21 protein-coding genes are annotated in these 21588 nt (G+C 71.6%); 11 read left to right on the top strand and 10 right to left on the bottom strand.

Going from position 1 to position 21588, the window contains the following annotated elements:
- Window positions 1-35: 35 nt before the first annotated feature.
- A complete protein-coding gene (locus tag F6X53_RS08425) occupies window positions 36-1040 on the top strand; it encodes an ABC transporter substrate-binding protein (protein WP_150999454.1) in 1005 nt (334 codons plus the stop codon).
- 11 nt (window positions 1041-1051) lie between these two features.
- On the opposite strand, the gene F6X53_RS08420 is transcribed toward F6X53_RS08425, so the two are convergent.
- Window positions 1052-1798: a sulfite exporter TauE/SafE family protein gene (locus F6X53_RS08420; protein WP_150999452.1), complete on the bottom strand. Its 747-nt coding sequence runs from the start codon at window positions 1796-1798 to the stop codon at window positions 1052-1054.
- Window positions 1799-2088: 290 nt separating this feature from the next.
- Here F6X53_RS08420 and F6X53_RS08415 point away from each other — a divergent pair, with 290 nt between their 5' ends.
- The 5 genes from F6X53_RS08415 (at window position 2089) to F6X53_RS08395 (ending at window position 6647) form a co-directional block, all read left to right on the top strand.
- Window positions 2089-2406, top strand: a complete 318-nt coding sequence (locus F6X53_RS08415; RefSeq protein WP_150999450.1) for a UxaA family hydrolase — start codon at window positions 2089-2091, stop codon at window positions 2404-2406.
- Window positions 2407-2414: 8 nt separating this feature from the next.
- Window positions 2415-3695 (top strand): UxaA family hydrolase, encoded by a 1281-nt coding sequence (locus tag F6X53_RS08410; protein WP_150999448.1) that lies wholly within the window; start codon window positions 2415-2417, stop codon window positions 3693-3695.
- 130 nt (window positions 3696-3825) lie between these two features.
- On the top strand, window positions 3826-4767 hold the full coding sequence (locus F6X53_RS08405; RefSeq protein ID WP_150999446.1) for an NAD(P)-dependent oxidoreductase: 942 nt from the start codon (window positions 3826-3828) through the stop codon (window positions 4765-4767).
- Window positions 4768-4772: 5 nt separating this feature from the next.
- On the top strand, window positions 4773-5762 hold the full coding sequence (locus F6X53_RS08400) for an Ldh family oxidoreductase (RefSeq protein ID WP_150999444.1): 990 nt from the start codon (window positions 4773-4775) through the stop codon (window positions 5760-5762).
- A gap of 75 nt (window positions 5763-5837) precedes the next feature.
- Window positions 5838-6647 (top strand): GntR family transcriptional regulator, encoded by an 810-nt coding sequence (locus F6X53_RS08395; protein WP_150999443.1) that lies wholly within the window; start codon window positions 5838-5840, stop codon window positions 6645-6647.
- A 63-nt stretch (window positions 6648-6710) separates the two neighbouring features.
- On the opposite strand, the gene F6X53_RS08390 is transcribed toward F6X53_RS08395, so the two are convergent.
- Complete coding sequence (locus F6X53_RS08390; RefSeq protein WP_150999441.1) at window positions 6711-6953, bottom strand: hypothetical protein; 243 nt, start codon at window positions 6951-6953, stop codon at window positions 6711-6713.
- 112 nt (window positions 6954-7065) lie between these two features.
- Here F6X53_RS08390 and F6X53_RS08385 point away from each other — a divergent pair, with 112 nt between their 5' ends.
- Both F6X53_RS08385 and F6X53_RS08380 read left to right on the top strand, forming a co-directional pair.
- Window positions 7066-8163, top strand: coding sequence for a YeiH family protein (locus F6X53_RS08385; protein WP_373875967.1), 1098 nt, complete (start codon window positions 7066-7068; stop codon window positions 8161-8163).
- A gap of 149 nt (window positions 8164-8312) precedes the next feature.
- A complete protein-coding gene (locus tag F6X53_RS08380; RefSeq protein ID WP_150999439.1) occupies window positions 8313-9965 on the top strand; it encodes a sensor histidine kinase in 1653 nt (550 codons plus the stop codon).
- A 33-nt stretch (window positions 9966-9998) separates the two neighbouring features.
- On the opposite strand, the gene arsH is transcribed toward F6X53_RS08380, so the two are convergent.
- Entirely contained in the window at window positions 9999-10742 is a 744-nt protein-coding gene (arsH, locus tag F6X53_RS08375; RefSeq protein ID WP_150999437.1) for an arsenical resistance protein ArsH, read from the bottom strand.
- A 50-nt stretch (window positions 10743-10792) separates the two neighbouring features.
- On the opposite strand from arsH, the gene F6X53_RS08370 reads away from it, so the two are divergent.
- Window positions 10793-11200: an ArsR/SmtB family transcription factor gene (locus tag F6X53_RS08370; protein ID WP_150999435.1), complete on the top strand. Its 408-nt coding sequence runs from the start codon at window positions 10793-10795 to the stop codon at window positions 11198-11200.
- 41 nt (window positions 11201-11241) lie between these two features.
- Here F6X53_RS08370 and F6X53_RS08365 read toward each other — a convergent pair whose 3' ends face one another.
- Window positions 11242-11427, bottom strand: coding sequence for a hypothetical protein (locus F6X53_RS08365; protein WP_150999433.1), 186 nt, complete (start codon window positions 11425-11427; stop codon window positions 11242-11244).
- A gap of 298 nt (window positions 11428-11725) precedes the next feature.
- Between F6X53_RS08365 and F6X53_RS08360 the strand changes: the two genes are divergently transcribed.
- Window positions 11726-11989, top strand: coding sequence for a DUF6894 family protein (locus F6X53_RS08360; RefSeq protein WP_150999431.1), 264 nt, complete (start codon window positions 11726-11728; stop codon window positions 11987-11989).
- A 170-nt stretch (window positions 11990-12159) separates the two neighbouring features.
- On the opposite strand, the gene F6X53_RS08355 is transcribed toward F6X53_RS08360, so the two are convergent.
- From F6X53_RS08355 to F6X53_RS08345, 3 genes are all read right to left on the bottom strand, one after another.
- Window positions 12160-12393 carry a hypothetical protein gene (locus F6X53_RS08355; RefSeq protein WP_150999429.1) on the bottom strand — a complete coding sequence of 78 codons (234 nt, stop codon included), beginning with the start codon at window positions 12391-12393 and terminating at the stop codon, window positions 12160-12162.
- A 212-nt stretch (window positions 12394-12605) separates the two neighbouring features.
- Complete coding sequence (locus F6X53_RS08350; RefSeq protein ID WP_150999427.1) at window positions 12606-15791, bottom strand: efflux RND transporter permease subunit; 3186 nt, start codon at window positions 15789-15791, stop codon at window positions 12606-12608.
- A gap of 4 nt (window positions 15792-15795) precedes the next feature.
- Window positions 15796-16914: an efflux RND transporter periplasmic adaptor subunit gene (locus F6X53_RS08345; RefSeq protein WP_150999426.1), complete on the bottom strand. Its 1119-nt coding sequence runs from the start codon at window positions 16912-16914 to the stop codon at window positions 15796-15798.
- A gap of 474 nt (window positions 16915-17388) precedes the next feature.
- Between F6X53_RS08345 and F6X53_RS08340 the strand changes: the two genes are divergently transcribed.
- On the top strand, window positions 17389-18891 hold the full coding sequence (locus tag F6X53_RS08340; protein ID WP_150999424.1) for an aldehyde dehydrogenase family protein: 1503 nt from the start codon (window positions 17389-17391) through the stop codon (window positions 18889-18891).
- A gap of 67 nt (window positions 18892-18958) precedes the next feature.
- Here the strand turns inward: F6X53_RS08340 and F6X53_RS08335 are convergent, their stop codons facing one another.
- The 3 genes from F6X53_RS08335 to soxC are packed head-to-tail and all read right to left on the bottom strand — an operon-like array spanning window position 18959 to window position 21426.
- Window positions 18959-19537 (bottom strand): peroxidase-related enzyme, encoded by a 579-nt coding sequence (locus tag F6X53_RS08335; RefSeq protein WP_150999422.1) that lies wholly within the window; start codon window positions 19535-19537, stop codon window positions 18959-18961.
- A gap of 40 nt (window positions 19538-19577) precedes the next feature.
- On the bottom strand, window positions 19578-20183 hold the full coding sequence (locus tag F6X53_RS08330; protein WP_150999420.1) for a c-type cytochrome: 606 nt from the start codon (window positions 20181-20183) through the stop codon (window positions 19578-19580).
- Window positions 20170-21426 carry a sulfite dehydrogenase gene (soxC, locus tag F6X53_RS08325; protein ID WP_150999418.1) on the bottom strand — a complete coding sequence of 419 codons (1257 nt, stop codon included), beginning with the start codon at window positions 21424-21426 and terminating at the stop codon, window positions 20170-20172. The genes F6X53_RS08330 and soxC overlap by 14 nt, the downstream gene beginning before the upstream one ends.
- Window positions 21427-21588 lie beyond the last annotated feature (162 nt).

Raw genomic sequence — 21588 nt, 5'->3', positions numbered from 1 at the left:
GGGCGGTTTCATGCGCGGTGCCGGGGGAGGAATCGATGCGGAGACGGGACGTTCTGGCGGGCGCGGCGGCGGCGCTCGCGGCGGGGCTCGGGCCGGCGCGGGCGGAGGTCGGCGAGGTCCGCATCGCCCGCCAGCCGAGCCTCGGCCACCTGCCGCTGATGCTGATGGAGGAGCAGGACTTGCTGCAGAAGGCCGCGGCCGCCCGCGGCGTGGCCGGGCTGCAGGCGCGCTACCTCACCCTCGCGGGGGGTGCGGCGATGAACGACGCGCTCCTCTCCGGCCAGATCCAGTTTGCGGCGGGCGGCGTGCCGCCCCTCGTCCTGCTCTGGTCGAAGACGCAGGGGAGCGCGCTCGCCGTGAAGGGTGTGGCGGCGATGAACAGCATGCCGCTCCTGATGAACACCAACAATCCGAGGATCCGCACGCTCGCGGACTTCACCGACCGGGACAAGATCGCGCTGCCCGCCGTGAAGGTCTCGGTCCAGGCGATGTTCCTGCAGATGGCGGCCGAGAAGGAGCTCGGCGAAGCCCGCCGCAACGAACTCGACCGGCTCACCGTCACCCTCGCGCATCCGGACGGGATGGCGGCTTTGCTCGCCGGCAGCGAGGTGACGGCCCATTTCACGGCCGCGCCGATCCAGGAGCTGGAATTGCGCAGGCCCGGCATCCGCACGGTGCTCAACACCTTCGACGTGCTCGGCGAGCCCTCCACCTTCAACGTTGTCTGGGCCGCCGCCGCCTTCACGCAGGCGAACCCGGAGGTCCACGCCGCCTTCACGGCCGCCCTCGAACAGGCGGTGGCGATGATCGCGGCCGACCGGCGGGCCGCGGCGCAGGTCTATGTGCGGCTCGCCCGGGACGCGAGCGATGTCGGGCTCATCACGGATATCCTGAACGATCCGCAGGTGCGCTTCACCACGACCCCGCAGGCGATCCAGAAATACGCGGCCTTCATGGCCCGCTCGGGCATGGTGCGCCGCCGGGCGGAGAGCTGGAAGGACCTGTTCTTCGCCCAGGTCCACGACAAGGCCGGGAGCTGACGGGGCGCCGGTCAGCCGTGCAGAAAGCCCGGTAGCGCCAGCGCCGTGGTGGTCAGGCCGATCGCCGCGAGAAGCGCGAGAACGAGGGTGCGGAAGCGCCGCTGGTCGATGCGGGCGAAGAGCGCGAGCCCGACGAGCACGCTGACCAGCACCACCGGCAGGGCGAGGACGAGGTCGCCGACGAGGTCGGGCGGGATCGGGTCGAGGGCGAGCAGGATCGTCAGCGCCCAGACCTGCATCACCAGGGTGAAGGATTGGTAGACCGCCCGCTGGGTGCGCGGGTCCCAGCCGCGCAGCAGGCTCCAGGCGGTCGGGAGCGCCCCCGAGAGGCCCGCGATGCCGCCGAGCACGCCGCCGAGGAAGCCCACCGCCCCGTCGCTCCAGCGGTTGCCGAAGCCGACCCGGTAATCGGCCCGCAGCAGCGCCACGCCCCCGCTATAGAGCACCAGGAAGAGGCCGATCGCGACCTTGACCACCTGCGGGTCGAGGCCGTGCAGGAGGTGGATCCCGATCGGGGCCCCGACGAGACCGGGCAGGATCATCGCGAAGGCCGTCCCCGGCGGCGGCCAGGCCCGCAGGCGCAGGAGCGAGATCGCCTGCGAGAGGATGCTGCAGACGAGGACCAGGGCGGTCGCCTCCACCGGCGAGCGGATCGAGAGCAGCGTGCCGGAGGCGATCAGCGCGAAGGCGAAGCCCGTCAGCCCCGAGATCAGGCCGGCGCAGCCCATGCACAGAAGGAGGAGGAGCGTCTCGTTCACCGGATGCCCCCCAGGCCTCCGACGGCGCCACGGCGCGTCCTCGCCCTCATCGTCGTCCCCCGTCGGCCAAAGCGCGGGAATCGCCATCGCGCGCTTTAGAAGTTATCTTATATAAGACATTGTCGAACACGCAACGCGCTGGCCGCCGCTCCGGCCACTATCGCCTCGCCTGGCGCTTTTCTCAGCCGCCAGAGTCCACGCGCCCGAATAGGCGTTGACCGGTTCGGCACATGGGTCTTATATAAGACCAGTCGCCGCCAAGAGCCGACGACATCCAGCAGGAGGACCGCATGAGCAGCCACGCCGCGTCCGGCGAGGGGCGACGCAAGCCGCATCTTCTCGCCCATTCACCGCAGGACAACGTCGCCGTCGCGGTCATCGAGGGCCTGGGCGCCGACACCGACGCCTTCGGGGTGATCACCGAGGACGATTCCAGCTTCAGCCTGCATGTCCGGCACGACATCCCGATCGGCCACAAGGTCGCGCTCACCGACCTGAAGGCCGGCGACACGGCCATCAAGTACGGCCAGGACATCGGCCGGGTCATCAAGGACGTCGCCAAGGGCGAGCACGTCCACGTCCACAACGTCAAGACGAAGCGCTGGTGAGGTCCGACATGTTCAAGGAAGCCGCTCCGCTCCAACACGAGATCGCGACGCCCTATACCGGCGGCGCTCCCGACCAGTTCGCCACCCGGGCGCTCTCCGCCGAGCGCGCCTCGGCCGATTACAAGGCCGCCACCTTCATGGGCTGGCGCCGCGAGAACGGCCGCGTCGGCGTGCGCAACCACGTCGTGCTCCTGCCGCTCGACGACCTGTCCAACGCCGCCTGCGAGGCGGTGGCCAACAACGTGAAGGGCACGATGGCGCTGCCCCACGCCTATGGCCGTCTCCAGTTCGGCGAGGATCTGGAGCTGCATTTCCGCACCCTCATCGGCATCGGCTCGAACCCGAACGTCGCCGCCGTGGTGGTGATCGGCATCGAGGACCAGTGGACCAACCGGGTGGTCGAGGGCATCGCCAGGACCGGCAAGCCCGTGATCGGCTTCGGCATCGAGGGCCATGGCGACATCGCGACGGTGGCGCGCGCCAGCTACCAGGCCAAGCGCTTCGTGCAATGGGCGACCGAGTTGCAGCGCGAGGAATGCCCGGTCTCGGACCTCTGGGTCTCGACGAAATGCGGCGAATCCGACACCACGACCGGCCTCGCCTCGTGCCCCACCGTCGGCAACATGTACGACAAGCTGATCCCGCACGGAATCTACGGGGTGTTCGGCGAGACCTCGGAGATCACCGGCGCCGAGCATCTCTGCCGCGAGCGCGCCGCCAGCCCCGAAATCTCGGACAAGTGGTACGCCATGTGGAAGGCCTACCAGGACGACGTGATCGAGGCCCACAAGACCGACGATCTCTCGGATTCGCAGCCGACCAAGGGCAACATCGCCGGCGGCCTGACGACCATCGAGGAGAAGGCGCTCGGCAACCTCGAGAAGATCGGCCACGAATGCCGCTTCATCGACGCGCTGCAGCCGGCGGAGGCGCCCGCCAAGGGCCCGGGCCTCTACTTCATGGACACCTCCTCGGCCGCGGCCGAGTGCGTGACCCTGATGGCGGCGGCGGGCTACGTGGTGCACACCTTCCCGACGGGCCAGGGCAACGTCATCGGCAATCCCGTGATCCCGGTCATCAAGATCACCGGCAACCCGCGCACGGTGCGCACCATGGGCGAGCACATCGACGTGGACGTCTCCGGCATCCTCACCCGCGAGATGACGATCCCGCAGGCGGGCGACGCGCTCATCGACATGGTGGTGCGCACCGCCAACGGACGGCTCACGGCCGCGGAGGCCCTCGGCCACCGCGAATTCGTGATGACGAAGCTCTACCGCAGCGCCTGACGCGCCGGTCGCACCCGCCGGGGCCCGCCAGGGTCCTGGCGGGTGGCGCACGGGGCGACGGCCAGGAGGGGGAGGTCGATCTCGCCCATGCCCGCGCGAGCCGGTGGCCTGAGGAAGGACGAGGCCCATCATGCCCAAGGTCGTCATCAGCGAGTTCATGGACGAGGCGGCGATCGCCGAGGAACTGGCCGGCTTCGACACCCTCTACGATCCCGGCCTCGTCGACCGGCCCGCGGCACTCGCGGCGGCTCTCGGCGAGGCCGACGCCCTGATCGTGCGCAACCGGACGCAGGTGCGCGGGGGGCTCCTGGCCGCCGCGCCCGACCTCAAGGTGATCGGGCGCCTCGGGGTCGGCCTCGACAATATCGACATGGCGGCCTGCCAGGCCCGCGGGATCGCGGTCTACCCGGCGACGGGGGCCAATGACGGGGCGGTCGCCGAATACGTCGTGGCGAGCGCGATGCTGCTCCTGCGCGGGGCCTATGGGGCGAGCGCGGTCGTGGCCGCCGGCGGCTGGCCGCGCAACGCCCTGATGGGCCGGGAGATCGCGGGACAGCGCCTCGGCCTCGTCGGATTCGGCGCCATCGCCCGGGAGACCGCCCGCCGCGCCGCCGCGGTCGGCATGGCGGTCTCGGCGCACGACCCGTACCTCTCCGCCGAGGATCCGGCCTGGACCCCGCCGGACGGGCCGGTCGCGCGCCTCTCCCTCGCCGCGCTGATCGCGGAAAGCGACGTGCTCTCGCTGCACGTGCCCCTGACCGGCGAGACCCGCGGCCTGATCGACGCGGCCGCGATCGCCCGGATGCCCCGCGGCGCCGTGCTGATCAACGCGGCCCGCGGCGGCATCGTCGACGAGGCGGCGGTCGCCGCGAGCCTGCGGGCCGGCCATCTCGGCGGTGCCGCCCTCGACGTGTTCGCCGAGGAGCCCCTGGGGGCGCAGGCCGGCCAGATCTTCGACGGGGTGCCAAACCTGATCCTCACCCCGCACATCGCCGGCGTGACGCGGGAATCGAACGTGCGCGTCTCGGCCGTGACCGCGCGGGCGGTGCGCCGTCACCTCAGGGAGATCTAGGAGCCATGGCAACGCTCACCCTGGCGGAGGCCGAAGCGCTCGCCGCCGACGCCCTCATCCGCTGCGGCACGGCCGCGCCCGCCGCCCGGAGCGTCGCCCGGGCCCTGGTCGGCGCCGAGGCCGACGGGTTGAAGGGCCACGGCCTGTCGCGGGTCGCCCCCTACGGCGCGCAGGTGCGGGCCGGCAAGGTGGCGGGCGACGCGGTTCCCCGGGTCGCGCGGGCGCGGCCGGGGCTGCTGGCGATCGACGCCGCCCACGGCTTCGCCTATCCGGCCCTCGACGCGGCGGTGGCGGATCTGCCCGGCCTCGCCCGCCAGCAGGGCATCGCCGCCGCCGGCATCCGCCGCTCGCACCATTGCGGCGCGGCCGGCCACCCGGTCGAGGCCCTGGCGGCGCAGGGCTGCGTCGCGCTCCTCTTCGCCAACACCCCCGCCGCCATGGCGCCCTGGGGCGGCGTGCGGCCCGTCTTCGGCACCAACCCGCTCGCCTTCGCCTGCCCGCTGCCGGGGCGCGCGCCGATCGTGGTCGACCTCGCCCTGTCGAAGGTCGCCCGCGCCAACATCGTCGGGGCGGCCAAGCGCGGCGAGCCGATCCCGGAGGGCTGGGCTCTCGACGCGGACGGGCGCCCGACCACGGACGCGCACGCCGCGCTCAAGGGCACGATGGTGCCGCTCGGCGATGCCAAGGGCACGGCCCTGGCCCTGATGGTGGAACTCCTGGCGGCCGGCCTGGTCGGGGCCCGCTACGCCGGCGAGGCCTCCTCGTTCCTCGATGCCGAGGGCGACCCGCCCGGCACCGGCCAGTTCCTCCTGGCCCTCGACGCCGCGGGCCTGAGCCCGGACGCGCCCGACCGCTTCGCGGCGCTCGCCCGGATGATCGAGGAGCAGGCGGGCGCCCGCCTGCCCGGCAGCCGCCGCCTGGCGCTCCGGCGCCGCGCCGCCGCGGAGGGCCTGACCCTGCCCGACGCCCTGGTCACCGAGATCCGGGCGCTTTGAACGGATCCGCCTGTGCGGAGACGGATGCCGCGATTGCCCCCGGCCACGCGCCGACTTAAGCCAGAGGAGGGAGAGTTGCTGGATTCACCTTTCGACGCTCCTCCCACGAACGGGGCACAGCGTCGGCACGTCATGGACCGGACAGGCGGAGCACAGGCAGGTTCGGGCCATCCCGACGCGGTCGGCTTCCGGCCGCTCTACCGGCAGGTCTACGACACCCTGCTCAAGCGCCTCGCCGACGCGGTCTGGCAGCCCGGCCAGATCCTGCCGAGCGAGGGGCAGCTCGCGGCTGAGCTCGGCGTCAGCCAGGGCACGGTGCGCAAGGCGCTCGACGCGCTCACCGCCGACAGCCTGCTGGTGCGCCGCCAGGGCCGCGGCACCTTCGTGGCCGACCACGACGACAAGCAGAGCGTCTTCCGCTTCTTCAAGCTGCGGCCGGACCGGGAGGGCGCCGGCATGCCGACGAGCCGGGTCGTGGCCATCGCCGAGGCCGCCGCGAGCGCGGACGAGCGCGGGCGCCTCGACCTCGTCCGCTCGGCCCGGGTCGTGCGCATCGAGCGGCTGCGCGCCCTCGACGGCAGGCTCTGCCTGATCGAGACGATCAGCGTGCCGGCGAGCCTCTTCCCGGGCATCGCCCAGATGGAGCTGCCGAACACGCTCTACAGCCTCTACGCCATACGGTTCGGCATCACCATCGCGACGGCGAACGAGCGGTTGAAGGCCGTGGCGCTCGGGGCCCGTGAGGCCGGCCTGCTCGAGGTCGCCGCCGGCCTGCCGGCCCTGGAGGTCGACCGCATCGCCGTCGATCTCGAGGACCGCCCGGTCGAGTGGCGCCTCTCGATCTGCCTGACCCAGGAACTCCACTACCGCTCGGTCCTGCGCTGACCCGAACGGCCGGGAAGGCATGGCCGAACCGCGGGGAGGGCCCGCCGCCCGGGGCGGGCCCAATTAAGGCGCCGGCGACACCAGGAGGGCGAGCCGGGCCTGTGCACCAGCCGCCAGCTGCGAGACCGGCTGGTCGCCGAGGTAGGCCCGGCCTGCGGTCAGGAGCAGCGCGAGGCTCCAGAACACCGCCAGGGCGGCATGGCGCGCCCGCCGGTCACCCGGCGTCGCCGCACAGGCGCGGGCGATGTCGACGGGCTCGCCGAAGGGGTCGTAGGTCCGGACCGGACTGTCGCAGCGCGTGCTCATGCTTGGAGATGTCGCGCGTCGGCCTCGCCCGATCAACGGACGCGTTTTCCGAAGTTTCCCCCGGATCGAGAGATCCCTTCTCCCACGCGAATTCAGGGTAGAAGATTCATCCATGGACCGCAGCGAAGGCACCATGAGCGCCAAGGCATCCGCGAAAGAGGCCCCGGCCGGCGCCGCGCGGGACAAGGAAACCCCGTCCTTGCTGCCGGGTATCCTCCTCTGCCTCGCGATCACGCTCCTGGCCGTGGCGGTCCAGAAGGTCGAGGAGCACGCGGCGGGCCATCCCTATGTCGAGGCCTTGGTGATCGCGATCCTGGCCGGCATCGCGGTGCGCACCGCCTGGACGCCGAGCGAGCGCTTCCGGAGCGGCATCGCCTTCAGCGCCAAGCAGGTGCTCGAGGTTGCCGTCACGCTGCTCGGCGCCTCCGTCAGCCTCGGGGCGATCGTCGCCTCCGGACCGGCGCTGCTGACCGGGATCGTCGCGACCGTGGCTCTGGCGATCGCCGCGAGCTACGCGATCTGCCGCACCCTCGGCCTGCCCGCCCGCATGGCCATCCTGGTGGCGTGCGGCAACGCCATCTGCGGCAACTCGGCGATCGCCGCCATCGCCCCCGTCATCGGGGCCGACAGCCGGGATGTCGCCGCCTCGATCGCCTTCACGGCCGTGCTCGGCGTGCTCCTGGTGCTGGGCCTGCCGCTCTTCATTCCCCTCATGGGCCTGTCGGAGCACCAGTACGGCGTGCTGGCCGGGCTGACCGTCTACGCGGTGCCGCAGGTGCTGGCCGCGACCGTCCCGGTGGGGCTCCTCAGCACGCAGGTCGGCACCCTGGTCAAGCTGGTGCGGGTGGTGATGCTCGGGCCGGTCGTCGTGGCGATCTCCCTCTTCGCGGCGTGGCTGCCGCCGGAGCGCGCCGGGCCCGCGCCGCGGCCGCGGCGGCTCGGCTTCACCAAGCTGGTGCCGTGGTTCATCCTGGGCTTCCTGGCCCTGGCCGCCCTGCGCTCGCTCGGCCTGATCCCCGACGCGGCCGCGCGGCCGGCGACGCAGTTCGCCGGCTTCCTCACGGTCGTGTCCATGGCCGCGCTCGGGCTCGGGGTCGACGTCCGGGTGCTCGCCCGGGTCGGCGGCCGGGTCACCCTCGCCGTCACCGGCTCCCTCCTGGTGCTGCTCGCCGTCAGCCTCTCGCTGCTCTGGGCGCTCGGCATCGCCTGACGCGCCCCGCGCGAGCCCGCGGATGGGGCGCCCCAAGGGAGGCCGCGCCCCAAGGGAGGCCGCGCCCCCGGAGGCCAAGCGGCTCGGCCGGCTGACACGGGGTCCGGGAGGCGATATGACGGGTCCAGCAAAGCCTCGCTCCCCAGCCGATGATCCCTCGCCCCGACAGCGCCAGCCGACCGGACACGTCCGACCCCGACCGTCTGGCGGAGCTGGAGGCTTACGACGTTCTCGACACGGCGCCCGAGGAGGGGTTCGACGATGCGGTGCAGATCGCCCGGCTGATCTGCCAGGCCCCGGTGGCACTGATCAGCCTCGTTACCGCCAACCGGCAATGGTTCAAGGCGCGGGTCGGCTTTCCGTCCTGCGAAACCGACCTCGACCGCTCGGTTTGCGCCTACGCGCTGAACGAGCCGGACCTCCTGATCATCCCGGACCTCTCCGCCGATCCGCGCACCCGCGCCAACCCGCTGGTGACGGGCGCGCCGCGGATCCGCTTCTATGCCGGGGCGCCGCTGCGGAGCGCGAATGGCCGCGTGCTCGGCAGCCTGTGCGTCATCGACCACCAGCCCCGGCCGGAGGGGCTGACGGAGGCGCAGCAGGACGCGCTGCGACGCCTGGCGCGGCAGGTGATGATCCTGCTGCGGGAGCGCCGCCAAATGGCGAGGATGCAGGCCGCCGAGGTGCTGGCCGGTGCCGCGACGGCCCGGCGCACCGCCCTGATCGAGCTCGGCGACCAGCTGCGCGATCTCACCACGATCGAGGCGATGACCGCCCAGGCGGCCGCGATCGTCGGCCGCACCCTGAATTGCAGCCGCGCGGGCTACGGCGAATTGGACCTCAGCGGCCAGTTCATCACCATCCCGCAGGATTGGGCCGTGCCCGGCGAGGTCAGCCTGGCCGGCCGCCATCGCTTCGCCGATTACGGCACGATCGGCCCGGCGCTCGAGCGCGGCGACTCCCTCGTGGTCGCGAATGTCCAGGCGGATGCCCGGACGGACGGGCACGCCGCGCCGTTCACCGCCATCAACATCTGCGCGATGCTCAACGTGCCGGTGCGCGAACGGGGCCGCACGGTCGGCCTGTTCTTCGCCCATAGCCCGACGGAGCGGGCCTGGACGGCGGAGGAGATCGCCTTCGCCCGCAACGTGGCCGACCGGGTGCAGGTCGGCATCGCCCGGTTGCGGGCCGACGAGCAGCAGGCGACGCTCAACCGCGAACTCAGCCACCGCATGAAGAACGTGCTGGCGATGGTGCAGGCCATCGCCACGCAGACCATGCGCAACGCCGTGGACCTCGATGCGGCCCGCGACGCCCTGGCCGCCCGGCTGATCGCGATGAGCAAGGCGCATGATCTCCTGCTGACCGGCGTGCGCGAGAGCGCCAGCCTCGAGGCCGTGATCCGTGGCGCCCTGGCGATCCACGACGACGCGCAGGTGGACCGATTGCGGATGGAGGGACCGTCGATCCATGTCGGCGCCCGCGCGGCCCTGTCCCTGGCGTTGATCGTGCACGAACTCGCGACCAATGCGGGCAAGTACGGGGCGCTGTCGACCGCGGCGGGCCATGTCCGCGTCACCTGGGCGATCGACGCCGACGGGCCGGAGCCGATCGTGCGGCTGCGCTGGATCGAGCGGGACGGCCCGCCCGTCACGCCGCCGAGCCGGCGCGGGTTCGGCAGCCGCCTGATCGAGCGCGGCCTGGCCGGAGCCTTCGGGGGTGAGGCGCGCCTGAGCTACGAGCCCGAGGGCGCGGTCTGCGAGCTGACCGCGCCGCTCGCGGCGCTCGGGGCCGACGAATAGGCGGCCGGCATCCCGGGCCCTTTCCGCGGCCCGCTACCGCGCCGCGAACCCGATCTCGGCGGCCACGGCCGCGAGCCGCTCGGGCGCGCGCTCCTTGCGCTCGCTGTAGCGATCCACGAGGTACTCGGCCCGCCCGCGGGTCAGCAGCGTGAACTTCATGAGCTCCTCGCAGACGTCGACGACGCGGTCGTAGAGCGGCCCCGGCTTCATCCGGCCGGCCTCGTCGAACTCCCGGTAGGCCATCGGCACCGAGGATTGGTTCGGGATGGTGATCATCCGCATCCAGCGCCCGAGCACCCGGAGCGCGTTCACGGCGTTGAAGCTCTGCGAGCCCCCGGAGACCTGCATCACCGCGAGCGTGCGCCCCTGCGTCGGCCGCACGCTTCCCTCGCTCAAGGGGAGCCAGTCGATCTGGCTCTTCATCACGCCGGTGAGGTTGCCGTGGCGCTCGGGCGAGACCCAGACCTGACCCTCCGACCAGACCGAGAGCGCGCGCAGCTCCCGCACCTTTGGGTGGTCGGCGGTGGCGTCGTCGGGCAGCGGCAGGCCATGGGCGTCGTAGATGCGGACCTCGCCGCCCATGCGCTCGAGCAGGCGCGCGGCCTCGTAGGCCAGGAAGCGGCTGAACGAGCGCTCGCGCAGCGAGCCGTACAGGATCAGGAAGCGCGGCGCGTGGGCGACCGGACTCGATGCCTCGATCCGATCCGCCGTCGGCGTCTCGAAATGCGCCTCGCTCAGGTTCGGAATCCCATCGGTGAAGGGCTGGGCCTTGTCCACGAACCGATCTTACCATACGTTTCAACAAATGTTGAATTGATGGACCAAACATGGACGAACCGCAAGCCCTCGCGGCCTTCGCGGCCCTTGGCCAGGCGCATCGCCTCCGGGTCGTGCGCGCCCTCGTCACCGCCGGGCCCACAGGGCTGGCGGCGGGCCTGCTCGCCGAGGCGGTCGGCATCGCGAGCACGAACCTGTCCTTCCACCTGAAGGAACTCTCCCATGCCGGTCTGATCACGTCCCGGCGCGAGGGCAAGTCGGTCATCTACAGCGCCGCCTATGCCGGCCTGTCGGACCTCGTCCAGTTCCTCATGCGCGATTGCTGCCAGGGTCGTCCCGAAGTCTGCGCCCCGGCCGTCGCCGCCTTGTCCGCCTGCGCATGCCCGCCATCTCCCGCGCGGTTTGAACCCGGGCCCTCCCGGCGCCGCCGCCGGGAAGCCATCGCCAAGCCGCCGTGAAGTGACCGTGATGTCTCCGCCGCGCAGCGGCTTTCCGCGCCTCAGTGGCGGGCGCTCCAGATCACCCCTGCCAGAACCACCAGGGCGGCGATTCCGATCAGGACGAAGATCCCGTTCTCCAGCCGCCACGGGCCGGAGCGCCGGAGCGCCGGGCGCTCGGGGAGCCCAGAGGCGTCGGTTTCCTGGATTGTCCGGTCTTCGGAAGGGTCGGGTGTCGGCTCTGCCATGGCGGTCGCTCCATGCGCATCGGGCGATGGGAGATGCCGGGGCGCTCCCCTCGCGCCGGCACCATCCTGTCGGATGGGCTCGAGCCGCCTACCAGCTGTTCGGCCCCGCCGCGAGGCGGCCTTCCCGCCGGGCCCTGGCGCCGCGCCAGGAGGGCCGAGGCCTCACGCGCGGAGTTGACCCAGGTTGTGGCACCGCACGGCCCATTCGTGCAGAAGCCGGCCATCGCTGGCTGTGATCTCGGGCGCCGGCGGCTGCGAGACATGTGTGCTCCCGCCTGTTGCTTGCGGAGAGCCGGAGATGGCGCGGTATTATTTCGACGTCCACGATGGCGGTCCCCGGTTCGACGATACCGGGACCGAACTCGCGGAGCTGGAGAACGTGCGGGAGCAGGCCAAGCGCCTCTTGCCGGACATCGCCCGCGAGGAAATCCCTCGGGAGGGTGACCAGAGAACCTTCACGGTGCTGGTGAAGGACGAGGGCGGCAAGCCCGTCTACTCGGCCACGCTGACCTTCGCGGGCCTGTGGCTGCACGGTCAGGCCGAACCCGTCCACCTATCCTGAACCGCGATCCGAGCCGGCGCCCGGCTTGCCGGCGCGTCGCCCGGCATCCTTGCGCAGATCTTGAGCCGGCCGGAAACCGGTCCCGGCCCGGAATCCCGGGATGGGCCTCGATGCCCGGATCACGGCCGGGTTCGGCCGCGGGGCGGCCCGGTCCGATTGGCCGCGCCCGGTCAGAGGCTCAGGCGCGTGACCTCCATCAGGACATCCTCGAGATAGGCCCGCAACCGGCCGATTCCGGCCGCGCTCGGTCCCATGATGCTGAAGCCGATCAGCTCGCCGCGGGCATGGACCCTGCGGATCAGGGTCTCGGCCTTCGTGGCCACCTCGCGCTCGGTCGGTCCGCGCAGGATGCTGCCGGTCTCGCTGGTCGTGATTCGGACTTCGAAGATGGACGACTCGCTCATGATGGCAATGATGCAGCAATTCCACTGAGGCGAAAGCGTGTCCGTATGCTCAATGACAATCATCGCGCGGCCGATGCTTCGGCGTTGCAGGGCCGCGCGCGTCGAGCGATCTCAACCTGAGGTCGAAGCGCGCCCTGGGGCGACTATTCTACGGTTCTGCCCACTCTATTCGACCGGTCGCCCTGGCCCGTGTCGGGCGCGCCGGCCCGCGCTCACTCGGCCGGAAGCTGCCCCGGCGTGCCGGCCGGCTCCGCCGGCTTCGGGGGCCGCCGCCCGCTCTTGCCGCGCATCAGGCCCCAGGCCCGCTCGCGCAGGCTCTGGAAGACGACGTAGAGGGGCGGGATCACGAAGATGCCGAGGAAGGAGGCCGCGATCATCCCGCCGAAGACCGGCGTGCCGACGTTGCGCCGGGCGAGCTGCGAGGCGCCCGTGGCGATCACGAGCGGCAGCAGGCCGAGGATGAAGGCGAAGGAGGTCATCATCACGGGGCGGAAGCGCAGGCGCGCGCCCTCGGTCGCCGCCTCGCGGAGCGGGACGCCGCGCTCGCGCTGCTCCTTGGCGAACTCGACGATCAGGATGCCGTTCTTGGCCGCGAGGCCGATCAGCACCACCATGCCGATCTGGGCGTAGAGGTCGAGGGTGAGCCGGCCCCACACCATCGCGGCGTAGGCCCCCACGATGCCGACCGTGACCGAGAGCAGCACGGGCACGGGGATCGTCCAGCTCTCGTAGAGGCCGACCAGGAACAGGAACGCGAACAGGATTGCGAAGCCCAGGATGATCGCGGTCTTGCCCTCCGCGCGCTTCTCCTGGAAGGCCGTGTCGGTCCACTCGCCCGCGAACCCCGCCGGCAGCGTGCGGGCGGCGACGCTCTCCATGGCGGCGAGCGCCTGGCCCGAGGAGATGCCCGGGGCGGGCGAGCCCTGCACCGTGACGGCGCGCAGGTTGTTGTAGCGGATCAGCGCGGGCGGGCCGACCACGATCCGGACCTCGGCGAGCGAGCGCAGCGGCACCATCTCGCCGTCCCGGTTGCGCACGTTGATGCGGTAGATGTCGTCGATCTTCGTGCGGTCGGCGGCCTCGGCCTGGACCTGCACCTGCCAGGTCCGGCCGAACAGGTTCAGGTCGTTGACGTAATAGCCGCCGAGCGAGGCCTGGAGCGCCTGGAACACGCTGTCCAGGGGCACGCCGAGGATCTGGACCTTGTCGCGGTCGATATCGAGGTAGACCGACGGGTTCGTGGCCGAGAAGGTGCTGAAGACGCGGTTGAGCCGCGGCTCCTCGTTGGCCGCCACAACCAGGCCGCGCAGGACCTGGGCGAGCGCCTTCGGGTCGCCGCCGCGCAGATCCTCCAGCACGTAGGCGAAGCCGCCGCCGGTGCCGAGGCCGATGATGGGCGGCGGCGCCAGGGGCACGACGGTGCCGCCCTGGATCTCGCGGAAGCGCTCGCCGAGGCGGGCGATGATCGCCGTGGCGCCGTCCTGGGCCGCTTGGCGCGCCTCGAAGGGCTTCAGGGTCACCACCAGGAAGGCGGCGTTGGCCTGCGAGTAATTGTCGATGAAGTTGAGGCCGACCACCGAGGTGGTGTCGGCGACCGCATTCTCCTGCCGCAGGATCGCCTCGGCCCGGGCCACCACCTCGGAGGTCCGCCCGACCGAGGCGCCCTCGGGCAGCTGCACCACCACGAAGAAGGCGCCCTGGTCGTCCTCCGGCAGGAAGCCGGTCGGCGTGACCTTCGCGAGAAGCAGCGCGCCGTAGGCGGCCGCCCCCGCCAGGACGAGGCCGATCACGGAGAGGCGCACGATGCGCGCCACGGCGGCGCCGTAGCCGTCGCGGACCCGGTCGATGGCCCGCATGATCAGGCCCATGATGCCCCGGCGCGGGCCGTGATGGGGCCGCAGCAGCACGCCGCAGAGCGCCGGCGACAGGGTGAGGGCGTTGATGGCCGAGATCAGCATCGCGACCGCGACCGCGACGGCGAATTGCCGGAACAGCTCGCCCGAGATGCCGGGCACGAAGGCGACGGGGACGAAGACCGAGAGCAGCACGAGGGTGATCGCGATGATCGGGGCCGTGATCTCGGCCATCGCCCGCTTCGTCGCTTCGCGCGGCGAGAGCTCGGGGTGCTCCTCCATCACGCGCTCGACGTTCTCCACCACCACGATGGCGTCGTCGACCACGATGCCGATGGCCAGGACCAGGGCGAGGAGCGAGACCGAGTTCGCCGAATACCCGACCGCCTTCAGGGCGATGAAGGTGCCGATCAGGCTGACGGGTACGGCGAGCGTCGGGATCAGCGTGGCGCGCAGGCTGCCGAGGAACAGGAACACCACGATCACGACGAGCACGAAGGCCTCGACCAGGGTCTTCTGGACCTCGTGCACCGTCTCGGTGATGAAGGTCGTCGGATCGTAGGTGACCTTCCAGGCGAGACCCTCGGGAAAGGCCTTGGCGAGGGCGCCGACCCGGTCCTCGACCTCCTTGAGGGTCTTGAGGGCGTTCGCGCCGGGCGATTGGTAGATCGCGATCACGGTCGCCGGGCTGCCGTTCAGCCGGGTCTCGCGGTCGAGATTGGCCGCGCCGAGCTCGACCCGGGCGACGTCGCCGAGGCGCAGCAACGAGCCGTCCGGGTTGGTGCGCAGGACGATCTCGCGGAACTGGTCGGCCGAGCTCAGGCGCCCCTGGGTCTGGATGCTGAGCTGGAGCTGCTGCTCGTTCGAGATCGGGCGGGCGCCGATCCGCCCCACGGGCGCCTGCACGTTCTGGGCCTGGATCGCCGCGATGACGTCGCCCGTGGTCAGGTTCAGGCCGGTGAGCTGGTCGGTGCGCACCCAGGCCCGCATCGCGTAATCCTGCGGCCCCCACAGCGTCGCGTCGCCGACCCCGGGCGTGCTCCTGATGCGGTCGAGGAGGTTGATCGTCACGTAGTTCGAGATGAAGAGCGGGTCCTGCACCGCATTCGGCGAGTAGACCGCCAGCACGCCGAGGAGCGCGGAGGACTTCTTCTTGACCGTGACGCCCTGGCGGCGCACGTCCTCGGGCAGCTTGGCCAGCGCGATCTGGACCCGGTTGTTGACGTTGACGGCGTTGATGTCGGGATCGGTGCCGAGCTCGAACGAGCCGGTGAGCGTGTAGCTGCCGTCATTGCCGCTGACGCTCTTCATGTAGATCATCTTGTCGACGCCGACGACCTGGGACTCGATCGGCTGCGCGACGGTCGCTTCCACCACCGCGGCGGCCGCGCCCGGATAGGTGGTCGTCACCGAGACCTGCGGCGGCACGATATCGGGGTACTGCGCCACCGGGATGGTGACGAGCGCCAGCGCGCCCGCGATCGCCGTGACGATCGCGATGACCACCGCCAGACGCGGCCGGTCGACGAAGATCCCCGAGAACACGGCCCTAGATCCTGCTGGCCGACGGGCCGACCGGGCTCGCCAGAACGGCGATCCCGGGCCGCACCCGCTGCAGCCCGTCGACGATGACGACCTCCCCGCCCGAGAGGCCCTCGTCGATGACGGCATCCGGCCCGGCGCCGCCGGAACCCGGCGTGACGCGCCGGGTCACGGCCCGCCCGTCCTCGACGACGAAGACGTAGACGCCGCCCTGGTCGGCGATGAGCGCCGCCTGCGGCACCACCACCTTCTGCTCGGGCTCGCCCACCTGAAGGGCGACCCGCACCAGCTGCCCGTCCCGCAGGGCGCCGGCCGGATTCGGCATGACGGCGCGTACCACCACGGTGTCGGTCGCGCGGTCGACGCTGATATTGACGAAGTCGACCCGGCCGACCTGACCGTAATCCGCGCCGTCCTGGAAGCGGATCCTGACCGCGACCTTGTTGCGGTCGGGGCGATCCCCGCCCTGCTGGTAGCGCAGGAACTCGCGCTGGCTCACCGGGAAGGTGACGTAGATCGGGTCCTGGCTGACGATCGTGGTCAGGACGCCGCTATCGGGCCCGACCACGTTGCCCTTGGTCACGCTGGTGCGGCCGATCCGGCCGGCGATGGGCGCCGTGATCGTCGTGTAGCCGAGATTGATGCGGGCGGTCTCGAGATTGGCCTCGTCGCCCATGACGCTGCCCCTGGCCTGGTCGAGGGCGGCGCGGGCCTGATCGCGGGCGACGACGGTGCCGGAATTCCGGTCGAGCAGGTCCTGCGCCCGCTGCAGCTGGATCACCGCCAGCGCTTCGGCGGCCTTGCCGCGCTCGAGCGCGCCCTGGGCCTGCTTGACCGCGGCCTCGAACAGGTCGGGCTCGATCCGGTAGAGGATGTCGCCCGCCTTGACCGGATCGCCCTCCGTGAAGGCGACCGCCTCCAGGTAGCCGGTGACGCGGGCGCGCACCGCGACGCGCCCCACCGCCTCGACGCGGCCGACGAAGTCGAGCGGCTTGTCGATCGCCATGCGCTGCGCCGTGACCGTTCCGACCGGCAGGGCCGCGGCGGGCGCAGGCTCGCCGCGCGCGGGCAGGCCGAGCCCGACGACGAGCAGCGCGGCGAGGAATGGAGAGGGAAAGCGGACCATGGTCGTCCCCTGCCTCGCACCGGCCCCGTGAAGGCGGCCCGGCCCGTATTCTCGCAGCTTTTGCGCGCTCCGCTTGATCGGACGGGACGTCGCCCGGTCCGACCATCGACGGCCGGCGCGCGGAAACGGGGCGCGACGGAGCGACTGGCGCGTGGAGGACCGGGGGTCGGATTCCGGAGACCGGTGACAAGACCCGGGATCCGCGCCGGCCCCGCAAGCACCCGGCATCCGATCCGCCGCATCGGGTCATCGGGATCGCGGACCGCAGACGCGTCGCGCCAGCCGTGCTAGCGTCCCGGACCTTGCGGCGTCCCGCGCCGGATCCGCGCGTCCGACGCGGTGGACGAGCAACGCGCAGGAACAATCCACCCTCGGGGCGGGGCTCGGCGCCGTCACGCGGCGCGGAGGCCGCGTCGACGAGGATGGGCTCCGACGCGACCGGCCGGTCCCGTGAGCCCGCAGGAAGGAGACAGCATGTCGATACCGCAGGCCGCCGAAGCCGCGCCCCATCACCGCTCGAAGCGGATGCTGATCGGCGGCGCGTGGTGCCCCGCCCAGTCCGGCCGGACCCTCGTCGTCGAGAATCCGGGGCGGCGCGAGCCGATCGGCGACGTCCCGAGGGGCGACAAGGCCGATGTCGACCGCGCGGTCGAGGCCGCCGCGGCCGCGTTCCCGTCCTGGTCCCGCGTGGCCGCGCGCGATCGCGGCCGGCTGCTGCTGGCCATCGGCGAGGCGCTCGAGGCGCGGCAGGAGGAACTGGCCCGCCTGATCGCCAGCGAGACCGGCAACGCCCTGCGGACCCAGGCGCGGGGCGAGGCCAGGATGGTCGCCGATGCCTTCCGGTATTTCGGCGGCCTCGCGGGCGAGCTCAAGGGCGTGACGATCCCCCTCGGCGAGGGCCAGCTCAGCTACTCGCGCCGCGAGCCGATCGGCGTGGTGGGGGCGATCGTGCCCTGGAACGCCCCGGCGCAGCTCGCCGCGCTCAAGATCGCGCCGGCCGTCTGCGCCGGGAACACGATCGTGCTGAAGGCCGCCGAGGACGCGCCCCTCGCGGTGCTGATGATCGCCGAGATCTGCCAGGATCACCTGCCGCCCGGGGTCGTCAACGTCCTCACGGGCTACGGCCGGGAGTGCGGCGAGCCGCTCGCCGCCCATCCGCTCGTCCGGAAGGTCAGCTTCACCGGCTCGACCGCCGTCGGCAAGTCCATCATGCGGGCCGCGGCGGAGCGCGTCGCCCCGGTCTCGCTCGAACTCGGCGGCAAGAGCCCGTCGATCGTCTATCCCGATGCCGACGAGGATTGGGTCCTGGACGGGATCGTGGCGTCGATGCGCTTCACGCGCCAGAGCCAGTCCTGCACGGCGGGATCGCGCCTGTTCCTCCACGCCGACATCTTCGATTCCTTCCTCGACCGGCTCGTCGCCCGGGTCTCGGCCCTGACGATCGGCGATCCGCTCGACGAGGCGACGGATATCGGCTCCGTCATCAACGAGCGCCAGTTCAGCAAGATCTGCGGCTACGTCTCGGAGGGGCTGAGCCGCGCCGAGACGCGGCTCGTGACCGGCGGGCTGCCGCCCAAGGAGGGCCCGCTCACCCGCGGCTACTTCGCCGTGCCGACGATCTTCGCGGACACCTCCAATGCCTGGCGCCTCGCCCGGGAGGAGATCTTCGGCCCCGTGCTGGTGGCGATCCCCTGGACCGACGAGGCGGAGGCGATCGCCATGGCCAATGACAGCCATTACGGGCTGGCGGCCTATATCTGGTCGCGCGACATCGGGCGGGCGCTGCGGGCCGCGCACGCCGTCGAGGCCGGATGGGTCCAGGTCAACCAGGGCGGCGGCCAGGCGCTCGGCCAATCCTACGGGGGCATCAAGGAGAGCGGCATCGGGCGCGAGATGTCGCTCGAGGGCATGCTCGACAGTTTCACCGAGACGAAGAGCGTGAACGTCAACCTCGCGCTGCCGCCGCCCGCGCGCTGACCCCGATGCGGGGCGGCTCCCGCGCAACCCCACGCCCGTTGCGGTCGGGGTCTCGATCCTCGGGGACTTACCGGCCCATGGTGTAGAATTCCGCGTTCGGGCGCATGTTGGTCACGTTCGCGAGACGGTTCGACATGCCGAAGAAACTCGAGATCGCCGCGATGTCCCAGATGTCGTCCTGATCGAAGCCATGGCGTGACAGCGCGGCGAAGTCGTCCTCGCCGACGCTGTAGGCCGCGACAGACACCTTCATGGCGAAATCGAGCATCGCCGTCTGGCGCGGCGTGATGTCGGCTTTCCGGTAATTCACCGCCACCTGATCGGCGATCAGCGGATCCTTCGCCCGCACGCGCAGGATCGCCCCGTGCGCGATGACGCAATACTGGCATTGATTGCCGTTGCTCGTTGCCACCACGATCATCTCGCGCTCGGCCTTGGTCAGGTTTCCGGGCTTGTCCATGAGGGCGTCGTGATAGGCGAGGAAGGCTCGGAACTCGTCGGGCCGATGCGCCAGCACCAGGAACACGTTCGGGATGAAGCCGGATCTCTCCTGCACCGCGAGCAGGCGCGCGCGGATGTCCTCCGGCATCTCGGCCAGGGCCGGAACCGGAAAACGGCTGATGGGGAACTGGGCGGGCTGATCCATGGGCAAGGCCTCCTGGCTTGAGAAATCCTTCCGGTCGCGGTCATCGCCCCGGATCGGGGCGCGGATCGGGGACGAATCCGTCGCGGTTCGGCATCCGCACGGCGCCGAGCGCGCCCGCGTCGAGAACGGCATCGTCCGGGACGAGCCCGTTCAGGTTGAGGATGTAGGCCGAGACCGCGTAGACGTCGTCGTCGCTGAGCGATTGCGGCGCGTTCATCGGCATCGCCCGCCGGATATAGTCGAACAGCGTCGGCGCGTAGGGCCAGAAGCTGCCCACCGTCTTGATCGGCGCGTTCGAGGCCAGGGTGCCCTGGCCGCCGACCAACCTGTCCCCGAGGCCGCCCTCGCCGCGGGCGCCGTGGCAGGAGGCGCATTGCGCCTCGAACACCGCCCGCCCGTGGACGACGCTGCCGCGGCCCGGCGGCAGCTTCCTGCCCTCGCGGTCGATGTCGATGTTCCAGGCCGCGATCTCCTCGGCACGCGCCGGCCGCCCCAGGCCGTAGCGTTTGGCGCCCTCGGTCGAGCCGGCGGCGCCCTCGGTCGAGCCGGCGGCGCCTTGGGCCAAACCGGCAGTGCCCTGGGCCAAGCCGGTGATCCCGAGCAGGATCACGGCGCCGATCAGCGCCCCATGCCTAGGCGTAGCCATTGGTCACCTCGCCGCTCGCGGCGACGCGCCAGGGCACGATCGCGTTGTTGTGGTAGAAGGATTTCAGGCCGCGCACGGCCGTCAGCGCCGCGAAGCTCGGCTGGACATAGCCGGTCTCGTCGATCGCCCGGCTCATGATGACGGTCGGGCGCCCGTCCCAGGTCCAGGGCAGGCGGAACCGGGTCAGGGCCCGGGTCAGGACCGGCGCCTGCAGCGCCGCCGCCTGCCAGGTCCGGCCATCGTCGACCGAGACCTCGACCGCCCGGATGAGGCCGCGCCCGCTCCAGGCGATCCCGGTGATCTCGTTGAACCCGGCTGCGATCCGCTGCGTGCCCGAGGGGCGCGTGATGATCGACTTCGCCTCCATGACGAAGGTGAATTGCCGTGCCGTGCCGTCCGGCATCGAATCCGTGTACTTGGCGGTCTCCTCGCGCGAATAGGCCGGCTCCGCCGTCACGTTGAGCCGGCGCAGCCACTTGACGCTCATGTTGCCCTCGAACCCGGGCAGGAGGACGCGCAGGGGATAGCCCTGCTGCGGGCGCAGCCGCTCGCCGTTCTGGCTGTAGACCAGGAGCGCGTCGTCGAGGCATTTCTCGATCGGAAGGCTGCGCGTCAGGGCGGCCGCGTCGGCGCCCTCGGCCACGACCCATCGTGCCTCCGGCTTGAGGCCGGCCTCGCGCAAAACCGTCGCGAGCCGCACGCCCGTCCACTCGGCGCAGCCGACCAGCCCGACGAGATCCGAGGCCGTGCGGCCGTTCAGCGCCTCGAAGCCCGGATTGCCGGAGCATTCGAGGAAGTGGATATGCGATTCCGACGGGAAGCGCCGGATGTCGTCCATCGTCAGGATCAGGGGCGTCTCGACGAGCCCGTGGATCATCAGGCGGTGGCGGGCGGGATCGATGTCGGGCACGCCGCCGTGGTGGCGCTCGTAGAACAGCCCGTTCGGCGTGATGATGCCGTCGAGATCCTGCAGCGGCGTGCGGCTGGAGGCCGACAGATATTGCTTGAGGCGCTGGGGGACGTTGCGGATGACGCCGCTCTCGAAGCGCGAGGGCGTCCCGTAGGTCTGGCTGCCGACATCGGCGCCCGGGACCTTCATCCATTCGGGGATGTCCGGGGGGCCCGCCTCGGCCGCCCGGCCTCGGCTCGGCGCGAGGCCCCCCGTGAGGGCGCCCGCGGCCGCCGCCGCGCCCCCGGCCAGGAAGCGGCGGCGCGCCGGCAGGCCGTCATCGTCGTGGCTCATCGCATCACTCCCGCTCCTTGCCCGTGCGGTCGTTTGGCATCCCGGCCCCCCGCGGCTGCGCAGAGGGCCCGCTGACGGCCTCGCCGCCTTGCCCCTCACAAGGGCACGATCGTGCCGAGACCGATCAGCACCACCGGGATCGCCACGAGCGCCAGGACAGTC

The sequence above is a fragment of the Methylobacterium soli genome, assembly GCF_008806385.1.
GTDB classification, from domain to species: Bacteria; Pseudomonadota; Alphaproteobacteria; order Rhizobiales; family Beijerinckiaceae; genus Methylobacterium; species Methylobacterium soli.
The sequence above is the reverse complement of the archived record's forward strand: the minus strand, read 5'-3'. Positions and strand labels throughout refer to the sequence as shown.